Raw genomic sequence first — 11347 nt, forward strand, 5'->3', positions numbered from 1 at the left:
CAAAGGAATCCTCGGACACGACAAGCGTGTCACGGGGTCAATCAATTGGCACTGGCTTAACAAGCACCCTGTTGAGTTCTCAAACAACCAACACACACCTTGAAACCGCCTCTTTGTTGAGGCGCTCTCTCGGGGCCTTCAATACTGTAGAACCATCCGGTCGATTTCGCCAAATCGCGATTCCCAGGGGATTCGCTAGCATCGCCCGAACACAGTCGCGCTGACGCTCACCCTCAGGTGAGTGAAAGTTGCGGCTGGCCTCGCACACCGGCCGATGGTCGCTGTGCAACCCATCCGCCCGGCTCGTGCTGGCTGTGCAAACTTACTCTCCGGCCGCGGCACTGTCAACCACCGCCGAGGATCCTCCGCATCGCGGCGAGGATCTGCGCAGGTGGGAAGCGTTGCGAGGCGAGCCGCTCGGCGCGCGCGAGGGTGACGGCCAGCCGGTCCGCGGGCGCCGACCGGACGAGGGCGAGCAGCCACGCCTCCAGCAGCGTCGCGTCCTCCGGCAACCGCAGATCCTCGGGCGCGGGCTCCGGAGGCACCGTGGATGTGGGCAGCGGCACACCCCCGGAGGCGTACGGCGCGGGCGGCACCCCCACCCGGAAGGCGTGCACGCACGTCGGTACGCCCGTGGCCGCCGACACCCGGAAGCCGAGCTCCGCGCTGAACGGGATCTGCGGCGAGGGCCGCGGCGCGACGTCGAAGGCGCCCAGCGGCAGCCGCTGCCCGGGACATGCGACGCACGTCTCGTCCCGCAGCTGCTCAGGCGACGGCGTCGGCGTCACGGCACGTCACGAGGACGCGGCCGCGTCGCGGGGACGCAGCGGATCGAACAGCCCGATCGGGTGACCGGTCCGCCCGGTCAGGGCCAGGTCCGCCAGGATCTCCCCGACCACCGGCACGAACTTGAACCCGTGCCCCGAGAACCCGCACGCCACCGTGACGTGCGCGTGCCCCGGGTGCCGCCCGATCACGAAGTGGGTGTCCGGCGAGTTGGTGTACATGCAGGTCTTGCCGCGCAGGAAGCGGCCGGCCACGCCCGGCACCCGGTCGGCGAGGTGCGCGGCGACGGCGGCGATCTCCCCGGGGCGGATGGACCGGTCGATCGTCTCGGGCGTGGTCACCTCGCCGCCGCGGAAGAACGCGACCTTGACCCCGCCGTCCGGCCCGTCCAGGGCGGGGAAGCCGTACACCTGCGTGCCGGGCGGGCCCTCCCAGATGAAGATCGGCTGGCGGTCCGGCAGATACGCCTCGACCCCGCCCGCCGGTTGGAACCAGTACTGGGCCTGCCGCTCCACGCTGAAGGGCACGCCCAGGTCGGCGAGCAGCTCCGGCGCCCACGGCCCGGGGCAGATCACCAGCTCGCCGGCGCGGTACGTGCCCTGGGCGGTGCGGACCGAGACGCCGCCGGGGCCGGACGTCCAGGACAGCGCCGGCTCCTCGAAGCGCAAGGTCGCGCCCTTCGCCGAGGCGAGGTCGAGGTTGGCGCGGACCGTCTCCTCGGGGCGCACGAGTCCGGCCTTGCGCTCGAACAGGCCGATCTCGTGCGGTCGCGGGGCCAGGTTGGGAAACCGCCGGCGGATCTCGGCGGCGTCGAGGATCTCGTGCGGCAGCCCCCACTGCTCGGAGCTGCGCCGGCTGCCGGCGACCGTGAGACTGTCGGGCGCGCCGAGCATCAGCCCGCCGCACAGGTCCATCAGGTCGCGGCCGGAGTCGTGCCCGAGGGCCTCCCACAGCTCGTACGCGCGCAACAGCAGCGGCACATAGGCGGGGTCCTCGAAGTAGGACTGGCGGGTGATGCGCGACCCGCCGTGGCTGGTGCCCCGGTCGTGGGCCGGTCCGTGCCGCTCCAGGCCGAGCACCCGCTGGCCGCGGGCGGCGAGATGGTAGGCGGCCGAGCTGCCCATCCCGCCGAGCCCGAGCACGATCACGTCAAAGGTTTCCACTGCTCGCCACTGTAAGGGCTACCGGCTGTAGAACTCCACGATGAGCTGCTCGTCGCAGACGACGGGGACCTCGCGGCGCAGCGGCAGGCGGACCAGCCGGGCGGTGAGCCCGGACACGTCGACGCTCAGGTACGGCGCCGAACGCTCCCCCACGTGCGCCCCCGCCGCGGCGACGACGAACGGGGTCTTCCGCCGGCTGCGCTCGGCGACCTCGATCACGTCCCCGGGCCGCAGCCGCGCCGACGGCCGGTCGACCCGGCGGCCGTTCACGGTCAGGTGCTGGTGGGTGACGAGCTGCCGGGCCTGGTAGATGGTGCGGGCGAAGCCGGCCCGCAGCACCAGCGCGTCGAGCCGGGTCTCCAGGTCGGCGATGAGCTCCTCGCCGGTCTTGCCCGGCCGGCGCACGGCGCGGTCGAAGGCGTCCCGCAGCTGGCTCTCGCGGAGGTTGTACTGCGCCTTCAGCCGCTGCTTCTCCAGCAGCCGCACCTTGTAGTCGCTCTGCTTCGGCCGGGCCCGGCCGTGCTGGCCGGGCGGGAAGGGCCGGCGCTCGAAGTACTTCACGCACTTGGGGGTCAGCGGCATGCCGAGCGCCCGGGACAGCCGGACCTTGGGCCGGGACTGGTTCATTCGTCACCTCTCAACTAAGGTAAGCCTAACCTTAGGAGGTCGACTTGCCCGGGATCAAGCTCCCCACCGCCGCGGAGCGGCTCCGCACGCTGCTGGCCGCCGCGTCGTCCCTGACGCTGCACGTCCCCGGCCACCGGTGCGACCTGATCGGCCGCCACCACGTCGACGCCGCGGGGCGGGTGGTCGTCGAGCTACCCGCGGACAGCCACGTCGCGCTGCTCGTCGAGGCGGAGGCGGACCTGGGCGCGGTCATCGAGATCACCGACGTCGCGCCGACCCCGGTGCGCCCCGCCGGCGGCCCGGTCCGCTCCCGCGCGACGTTCGCCGGCTGGCTCCAACCCGCCGGCGACGACGGCCGGCTCCAACCCGCCGGCGCCGCCGCCGACGACCTGCTCTCCGCCGCCGGCGGCGTAGGGCACGAAAGTGGCGAAGGCGAAGGCGAAGGCGGCGGCGACCTGCGGGCCGTCCTCGAGCTCGCCTCGGCGACCCTGCTCGACCCGGTCCTCGGCGAGGTCGAGGTCGAGGCGGACGTGTTCGCCGCGGCCCGCCCCGACCCCCTGGCGACGCACGAGGCCGACCTGCTGTGCCACCTCACCGACGCGCACCCGGAGGCGGTCGAGCGCCTGTGCCGGCTGGTCGCGCCGCACCACCTGCACGGCGTGCACCGGGTCGTGCCCGTCCGGATGGACCGCTTCGGCGTGGTGCTGCGGCTGGAGTTCGCCGGCCGGCACCGCGACGTGCAGCTGCCCTTCAGCGCGCCGCTGCGCACCGCCGCCGACGCCGCGCCCCGCATGCACGAGCTGCTCGCCCGGGCCCGCTGCGGCCAGCGCGACCGCTCGGGGCACTGACCGGGTACCATCTAGAAATTTACATTTCTGGATGGAGGAGTCATGCGCCGGACACTTCTCGGCGTCCTCGCGGCGGCGGCGACCCTGCTGCCCGCGACGGACGCGGCGGCCGCATCGGGCACGGCGACCGCCGCACCCGTGCGGGCCTTCGCGGCGACCCCCGGCACGGCCTGGTGGCACGACGGCCGGCTGACGGTCAGCGTCGACGACTCGGTCCGCCCGGCGGTCGCCGCCGGCCTGACCCGGGCCGTGACCAGGGCCGGCGGCACGGTGCTGCGCGAGCCGGGCACCCTGGCGCCGCACATCGCGGGCGGCGACACGTTCAACGCCGGCACGCTCGGCGGGCGGTGCCTGATCGGCTTCAACGCCAGGGCCGGCGCGACCTACTTCTTCCTGGCCGCGGCGCACTGCGTCCCGGCGGTCGGCGGCACCGTGTACGCGGGCACCGGGACGGGCACCGTCCTCGGCGTCGTCGCCGCGCGCGACCCGAGCTACGACTCCGCGCTCGTGCGGTACACCAACGCCACCATCGCCAAGCCGAGTGCGGTCGACCTGTACGCCGGCGGCCTGCAGCCGATCACCTCGTTCGGCGCCGGCACGGTGGGCCAGGCGGTGCGGCGCACCGGCCCGAACGGCGTGCGCACCGGCACGATCACGGCGCTCAACGTCACGATCAACTACGCCGGCGGCACCGTGTACAACATGATCCGCACGACCGTGTGCAGCGAGCCCGGTGAGAGCGGCGGCCCCCTCTTCGCCGGGACCGTCGGCATCGGCATGAACTGGGGCGGCAGCGGCAACTGCGCCACCGGCGGCGTCTCCTACTACTCCTCGGCCCGCCGGGCGGCGGTCGCGTACGGCGTGGCCCCCTACTGACTGGCGCGCCACCGCTCCCCCGTGCCACGTTTGCAGTGAAGGGATTTCGATCTACGAACAGGGGAAGCGGATGCAGCTCGGCGTGCAGTTGCCCACCGGCGGCGCCCTCGCGGGGCCGGCGAACATCGCACGGGTCGCGAAGGAGGCCGAGCGCCTCGGGTACCACTCCGTGTGGACCTACGAACGGCTGCTGCGGCCGATGGCCGAGATCTCGATGTTCGGCGCCCCACCGGCCCGCATCCCCGAGACGTACCGGCTGACGTACGAGCCCCTCGAGACGCTGAGCTACGTGGCCGGCATGACCGACACCGTCAAGCTCGGCACGAGCGTCATCGACGCCCTGCTGCACCCGCCGATCGTGCTCGCCCGCCGCTTCGCCACCCTCGACCAGTTCAGCGGCGGGCGGGTCGTCGCCGGTCTCGGGCAGGGCTGGATGCCGCAGGAGTTCGAGGCCGCCAACGTGCCGATGAAGCGCATGGGCGCCGGCATGGACGAGGTCGTCGCGGCGATGCGCGCCTGCTGGGGGCCCGACCCGACGCAGTACGAGGGCCGCTTCTACCGCATCGAGGCGGCGGAGGTGAACCCGAAGCCGGTCCAGCGGCCGATCCCGGTGCTGTTCGGCTCGACCACGCCGGCCGGCATCGCGCGGGCGGCCCGGATCGCCGACGGGCTCAACCCGATCGCGTTCTCCGCCGCGCAGCTGACCGAGACGGCGGCCACGTTCCGCCGGCTCGCCGCGGAGGCCGGCCGGGACGCCGCGGCGCTCACCGTCGTCGCCCGGGCCAACGTGCCGCTCACCGACGAGCCGATGGGCGAGGGCCGGCCGTTCCTCGGCGGCGCGCCCGAGCAGATCGCCGCGGACATCGCCGGCCTTTCGGGCAGCGGCGTCGACACCGTGCTCGTCGCCAGCATCCGGCAGACCGACCTCGACCTGGAGCTGCGCCTGCTGGACCGGCTCCGGACGGCGGTGGACAAGCTCACCTGAGCGCCGGCGACCCGCCCGCCCGCGACACCGGCCGCGGGCGGGCTCAGCGCTCCAGCACCGGCACGAGCCTGGCCGGCGGTGTCGGGCGGCGGCTCCACTCCCGCGGGTAGCCGACCGACACCTCCTGGTGCCGCACGCCGTCCTGCCAGGTCGTGCGGGGGATGTGGAGGTGGCCGTACACGACCTCGCGGGCCCGGAACCGGGTCGGCCAGTCGGCGGTCAGGTCGGTGCCGCACCACAGCGCGAACTCCGGGTAGCGCAGCACGTCGGTGGGGTGGCGCACCAGCGGGAAGTGGTTGACCAGCACCGTCGGCAGCTCCCGCGCGGCGGCCTCCAGCCGCGGCTCGGTCAGCTCGACCCTGGCCCGGCACCACGCGTCGCGGCCCTCGTACGGGTCGAAGTGCAGCAGCACCTCGTCGGTGCCGACGATCCCGGCCGCCTGCGCGGTCGCCAGGGCCTCCGCGGTGCTCGACGTGCCCGCCGGCCACCACGAGTAGTCGTAGAGCACGAAGAGCGGTGCCACGATCACCGGGCCGCCGGGGCCGTCCCACACCGGGTAGGGGTCCTCCGGGGTGACGACGCCGATGTTGCGGCACGCCGCCACGAGCCGCTGGTACCGCTCCTCGCCGCGGGACTGGTCGGGGTCGTCGCGGGTCGTCCACAGCTCGTGGTTGCCGGGCACCCAGATCAGGTTCGCGAAGCGCTCCCGCAGCGTGCGCAGCGCCCACGTGACGTCGGCGACCTTCTCCCCGACGTCGCCGGCCACGATCAGCCAGTCGTCGTCGTGCGTCGGCTTCAGCTGCTCGACGATCTCCCGGTTCTCTTGGTACGACACATGCAGATCACTGATCGCCAGCAGTCGTCCGGTCACGGTTGGACCTTATCCGCTGCCATCGCCCGACGCCGATCCAGTGGACGGTCGTCCCGCGGGCGGCGGGCGGGGCCGCACCGGTGTGGTGCGGCCCCGCTGCCGGTGTGCGCTCAGCCGACGGTGGGGATGGGCACCACCGTGTCGGTCGGGATCGGCACCGGCACGCTGGCGCACGACGGCGACGCGCCGGGCACCGGTGTCATGCCGTCGCTGGGCGTCGCGATCGGCGTGGAGCCGTTCATGCCGGGCGGGATGATGACCGCCGGTCCGGTGCCCGACGGCAGCGCGCCGGTCGGGTCGGTCGGGCCGGGCACCACCGTGGTGGGTGTCGCCGCGGCGCTGACGCCCGGCTGGCCACCCGGGTACCCGGGCGCGCCGGGGTCGGTGGTCGTGCCGAGCCCACCGGGCAGGCCCGGGTCGACGGTCCCACCCGTGCCGGGCCCGGCCGTGCCACCCATGCCACCGGGCAGCCCCGGGTCAACGGTGCCACCCGTGCCGGGACCCGCCGTGCCACCCATGCCACCGGGCAGCCCCGGGTCGACCGTGCCACCGGGCACCGGGTTGCCGTAGGGATCGGTCGTGCCGGGCACCGGGCTGCCGTACGGATCGGTGGTGCCGGGTGCGGGGCTGCCGTACGGATCGGTGGTGCCGGGTGCGGGGCTGCCGTACGGGCCGGCGGTCGCGCCGGGGTCCGTCGAGCACGGGTCCGGCGTCGAGAACGGGCCCCCGCTCATCGACGGATCGGGCGGGACCGCGGTGCTCGGGTCGCCCACCGGCGGCATCGTCTCCGCGACCCGGGCCGTGGCGTCACCTCCCGTGGTGTGCGCGCCCGCCGCCTGGACGAGCCCGCCGGTCAGCGCGACGAGGAACCCCGCCGTGCCGACCACGACCGGAGTCTTGAGCCGGCCACCTTTCAGACGCTGCCGTGACTGAGCCATCTCGTAGAAACCCCCGTTGGTCTCGTTCTCACGCGATCTTCACTTTGAGTATTTGACCAACTACACAGCGCTCAAACGCAAGATCGCGGCCATCCGTGCACCCGGCCCGTCGATCGGCCGCCATGAAAAAAGTGTGCCAACGATGTCAGCGGCGTTGACCTGCTACTACTGACGCCCATAGTTTTCACATCCTTGGATGGATGGAGGAACTATGAGGACAGTCAGAGGCGGGCGGGCGCTCGTCGCGGTCGCGCTGCTGGCGGCCGTCGCCGCGACTCCGCTCGCCGCGGCCGCGCCGGCGTTCGCGGTCACGAACCCGGCCGGCTACGTCAACACCCTCGTCGGCACCAACGGCGGTGAGACCTTCCCCGGCGCCGACACGCCGTACGGGATGGTGCAGTGGAGCCCGGAGAACACCGCCGGGAACCAGACCAGGACCGTGCGGCCCGGCGGCTACGGGTACAACACCACCCGGATCCGCGGGTTCAGCCTCACGCACATGTCGGGCACCGGCTGCGCGGGCGGCTCCGGCGACATCCCCTTCATGCCGTACGTCGGCACCGTCGGCACCTCGCCGTCGGCGGACACCACCGACGCCACGTACGCGAGCGGCTTCTCCCACGCCGACGAGACCGCCACCGCCGGCTACTACCGGGTGCGGCTCGGCTCCGGGGTCACCACGGAGCTGACCGCCACGACCCGCACCGGCTCGGGCCGGTTCACGTACCCGACCGGCAGCACCGCCTCGATGCTGATCCGCACCGCCAGCTCCGAGGTGGGCAGCAGCGCGGCGCAGGTGAGCATCGACGCCGCGAACCGCACCATCAGCGGCTCGGTGACCAGCGGCAACTTCTGCGGCTACATCAACGCCGTCGGCCGGCGCAGCTACTACACGCTGCACTTCACCGCCGTGTTCGACAAGCCGTTCAGCAGCGTCGGCACCTGGCAGGACACCACGCTGCGGCCCGGCACGACGAGCGCGTCGGGCGGCACCACGTACGGCACCGACGGCTGGCCGGTCGCCGGCCGCGGCTCCGGCGGCTACGTCACCTTCGACCTCAGCCAGGGCACGACCGTCGGCGTGCGGGTCGGCATCTCCTACGTGAGCCAGGCCAACGCGCAGGCGAACCTCGCCGCCGAGAACCCGGCCGGGACCAGCTTCGACACGGTGCGCCAGCGGGCCACCGACGCGTGGAACACCGAGCTCGGCCGCATCGACGTGGGCGGCGGCACGACCGCGCAGCTGCAGACGTTCTACACCGCGCTGTACCACGCGCTGCTGCACCCGAACGTGTTCAGCGACGTCAACGGCCAGTACGTGGGCATGGACCAGCAGGTGCACACGGCGGCGGCCGGGCACGCGCAGTACGCCAACTTCTCCGGCTGGGACGTGTACCGCGGGCAGGTCCAGCTGGTGACGCTGCTGCGCCCGGACGTCGGCGCGGACATCGCGCAGTCGCTGCTCAACCAGGCCAACCAGAACGGCGGGGTCTGGGACCGCTGGACCCACAACCAGGGCGGCACGCACGTGATGACCGGCGACCCGGCGCACGCGGCGGTGCCGAGCATCTACGCGTTCGGCGGCACCGGCTTCGACGCGGCCGGCGCGCTCAGCTCGATGGTGCGCGCCGCGACCACCGTCACCGCGGCGGACCTCAGCCGCGACGGCTGGAACGTGATGGTCGTCGGCGAGCGGCCGTCGCTGGACAAGTGGCTGTCGGTCAACTACGTCCCCGCCAACGGCAACGCGTGGGGCGGCGCCGGCGAGACCCTCGAGGACTCGGTCGCCGACTTCGGCGTCTCACAGCTGGCCCAGCGGCTCGGCAGCGCCACCACCGCGCAGCAGTTCCTGGCCCGGGCGCAGTACTGGAAGAACGTCTACAACCCCGGCAACGGCGGCTACGTCCAGGACCGCAACGAGAACGGCACCTGGCCGTCGTTCAACCCGGCCAGCTCGGCGGGGTTCGCGGAGGGCAGCGCCGCCCAGTACACCTGGATGGTCCCGCACAACGTGCGCGGCCTCTTCGACCGGATGGGCGGCAACGCCACCGCCGTCAGCCGCCTGGACAGCTTCTTCCACAACAGCGACGGCAGCTGGGCCCTGACGAACGCCGGCGGCACGAAGGCCGAGATGGACAACGAGCCGTCGATCTGGGTGCCGTGGCTCTACAACTTCGCCGGCCGCCCCGACAAGGCGCAGCAGACGATCCGCCAGGTCCTCAACGCGCTGTGGGCGCCGACCCCGTCGGGCATCCCCGGCCAGGACGACCTCGGGGCGATGTCCGCCTGGTACGTGTGGTCGGCGATCGGCCTGCACCCGCTGACCCCGGGCCGGGCCGAGCTGCTGCTGTCGGCGCCGCTGTTCCCGCAGGTCACCGTCAACCGGGGCAACGGCAGGACGATCACCGTCACCGCGCCGGGCGCCGCGACCTACGTGCAGGGGCTCACCGTCAACGGGGTCACGTCCAACCGGGCGTGGCTGCCCGAGTCGTTCGTCGCCAACGGCGGCACCCTGGCGTTCACCGTCGGGACCACGGCCACCACGTGGGGCAGCGCCGCCGCGGACGCCCCGCCGTCGTTCGACGTGGCCGCGGGCCCGCCCAACCTCGCGCTGAACCGGCCCGCCACCGGCTCCGCCGCGTGCAACGCCAACGAGGGCCCCGCCAAGGCCGTCAACGGCAGCGTCTCCGGCGGCACCAGCGACAAGTTCTGCTCGACCGCCGCGACGAAGTACCTGCAGGTCGACCTCGGCGCCGCCACCGCCGTCAGGTCGGTCACCCTGCGCCACGCCGGTGCCGGCGGGGAGAGCACGTCGTGGAACACCCGCGACTTCGACCTGCAGGTCTCCACCGACGGCAGCGCCTGGACCACCGTGGCGCAGGTGCGCGGCAACACCGCCAGCGTCTCGTCGCACCCGTTCACCGCCACCGCCCGCTACGTGAGGGTCAACGTCCTGGCGGCGGAGCAGGGCTCCGGTGGCGCGACGCGCATCTATGAGTTCGAGGTGTACTGACGGCTCCGGGCCGGCCCCGCGACCCGGCGGGGCCGGCCACCTTATGGCGGCCTTATGGCGACCTTGTGTCGGCCTGTGGCCGGGCGGACCGGTGTTGACCCAGCCGCAGTGATGGACGTAGTTTTCACGCACATCGATCATCGATGAAAATTCCGACCGCCAACGGAATGCTCCAGGAGGCACCGCCATGCCCGTGAAAGCCGTCCCGCCACGCCCCGCGCTGGCCGCCGCCGCGCTGGTCCTCGCGACCGCGCTCGGCGCGGTCGCGGTCACCGCCGCGACCACCGGCCAGGCCGGCGCGGCCGCGAACAGCTGCGGCAACGTGTTCGACGACTTCAACTACGCCTCGTCCACCGACGCCGGTTTCACCGGCCACGGCTGGGTGCCCCGCGGCAACGCCGGCGGTCCCGGCGTGCCCGGCGCCACCTGGTCGCCGGCGCAGATCACGTTCCCCACCTCCGGCGGGCAGAAGGTGCTGCAGCTGACCGCGTCGACCGACGGCACCGGCGCCGGCACCAGGCAGGCCGAGGTGTACTCGGCACAGAAGCGGTACTTCGAGGGCACCTACGCCAGCCGGATCCGCTTCGCCGACACGCCGACGTCCGGCAACGACGGCGACCACGTCAACGAGACGTTCTTCGCGATCAGCCCGCTCAACGGCGACCTCGACCCCACCTACAGTGAGCTGGACTTCTCCGAGTACCTGCCCAACGGCGGCTGGGGCGAGACCGGCCCGATCAACTACCAGACCAGCTGGTACACGTACCGCAACGAACCGTGGTACGCCGACAACACCCACTCCGAGCAGCGCCGCAGCTACGACGGCTGGCACGACCTGGTCGTCCAGGTCTCCGGCGGGCACGTCAGGTACCACATCGACGGTGTCCTGGTCGGCGACCACTCCGGCAAGTTCTACCCGCGCCAGACGATGACCGTGAACTGGAACCTGTGGTTCATCGACACCGCCACCCACACCGGCGGCACGTCCACCTACGTCCAGCAGGTCGACTGGTTCCTCTTCGCCCGCAACCAGGTGCTGTCCCCGGCCCAGGCGACCGCGCAGGCCGCCGCGTACCGCGCCGCCGGCACCACCTTCACCGACACGTTCGACACCGCCCCGCCGTGCGGCTCCACCACCACCGCCGGCCCGATCATCGGCCAGGGCAGCAACCGGTGCATCGACGTGCCCAGCTCCAACGCCGTGGACGGCAACCGGCTGCAGATCTGGGACTGCAACGGC

General features: G+C 72.9%; 10 protein-coding genes. 5 read left to right on the top strand and 5 right to left on the bottom strand.

Annotation, left to right across the window (positions count from 1 at the left end):
- Positions 1-344: 344 nt before the first annotated feature.
- From OP18_RS49770 to rpsD, 3 genes are read right to left on the bottom strand one after another with little or no spacing between them, the layout of a single operon-like run.
- Positions 345-788, bottom strand: a complete 444-nt coding sequence (locus OP18_RS49770) for a hypothetical protein (RefSeq protein ID WP_033367685.1) — start codon at positions 786-788, stop codon at positions 345-347.
- A gap of 6 nt (positions 789-794) precedes the next feature.
- Entirely contained in the window at positions 795-1949 is a 1155-nt protein-coding gene (gene solA / locus OP18_RS49775) for an N-methyl-L-tryptophan oxidase (RefSeq protein WP_033367687.1), read from the bottom strand.
- A gap of 18 nt (positions 1950-1967) precedes the next feature.
- A complete protein-coding gene (rpsD, locus tag OP18_RS49780; RefSeq protein WP_033367689.1) occupies positions 1968-2576 on the bottom strand; it encodes a 30S ribosomal protein S4 in 609 nt (202 codons plus the stop codon).
- Positions 2577-2620: 44 nt separating this feature from the next.
- Here rpsD and OP18_RS49785 point away from each other — a divergent pair, with 44 nt between their 5' ends.
- The 3 genes from OP18_RS49785 (at position 2621) to OP18_RS49795 (ending at position 5285) form a co-directional block, all read left to right on the top strand.
- Entirely contained in the window at positions 2621-3424 is an 804-nt protein-coding gene (locus OP18_RS49785; RefSeq protein WP_033367691.1) for a DUF2470 domain-containing protein, read from the top strand.
- Between the two features lie 42 nt (positions 3425-3466).
- Positions 3467-4300 (top strand): S1 family peptidase, encoded by an 834-nt coding sequence (locus tag OP18_RS49790; RefSeq protein ID WP_033367693.1) that lies wholly within the window; start codon positions 3467-3469, stop codon positions 4298-4300.
- Positions 4301-4382: 82 nt separating this feature from the next.
- The gene (locus OP18_RS49795) at positions 4383-5285 is read left to right on the top strand and encodes a TIGR03619 family F420-dependent LLM class oxidoreductase (RefSeq protein WP_162189945.1); all 903 of its coding nucleotides are present in this window, start codon (positions 4383-4385) and stop codon (positions 5283-5285) included.
- A 43-nt stretch (positions 5286-5328) separates the two neighbouring features.
- Here OP18_RS49795 and OP18_RS49800 read toward each other — a convergent pair whose 3' ends face one another.
- Entirely contained in the window at positions 5329-6156 is an 828-nt protein-coding gene (locus OP18_RS49800; RefSeq protein WP_033367698.1) for a metallophosphoesterase family protein, read from the bottom strand.
- Between the two features lie 110 nt (positions 6157-6266).
- Positions 6267-7043, bottom strand: coding sequence for a hypothetical protein (locus OP18_RS60145; protein ID WP_033367700.1), 777 nt, complete (start codon positions 7041-7043; stop codon positions 6267-6269).
- 262 nt (positions 7044-7305) lie between these two features.
- Here OP18_RS60145 and OP18_RS49810 point away from each other — a divergent pair, with 262 nt between their 5' ends.
- Both OP18_RS49810 and OP18_RS49815 read left to right on the top strand, forming a co-directional pair.
- On the top strand, positions 7306-10107 hold the full coding sequence (locus OP18_RS49810) for a GH92 family glycosyl hydrolase (protein WP_052388558.1): 2802 nt from the start codon (positions 7306-7308) through the stop codon (positions 10105-10107).
- A gap of 187 nt (positions 10108-10294) precedes the next feature.
- The coding region (locus OP18_RS49815; protein WP_245635809.1) for a hypothetical protein at positions 10295-11347 on the top strand (1053 nt) is incomplete at its 3' end.

The organism is Dactylosporangium aurantiacum, from assembly GCF_000716715.1.
In the GTDB taxonomy this organism is placed as follows: domain Bacteria; phylum Actinomycetota; class Actinomycetes; order Mycobacteriales; family Micromonosporaceae; genus Dactylosporangium; species Dactylosporangium aurantiacum.

Coding starts and splice junctions, on each gene's coding strand:
- rpsD (WP_033367689.1), bottom strand. CDS start 2,576: ATGAACCAGTCCCGGCCCAAGGTCCGGCTGTCCCGGGCGCTCGGCATG.
- OP18_RS49790 (WP_033367693.1), top strand. CDS start 3,467: ATGCGCCGGACACTTCTCGGCGTCCTCGCGGCGGCGGCGACCCTGCTG.
- OP18_RS49810 (WP_052388558.1), top strand. CDS start 7,306: ATGAGGACAGTCAGAGGCGGGCGGGCGCTCGTCGCGGTCGCGCTGCTG.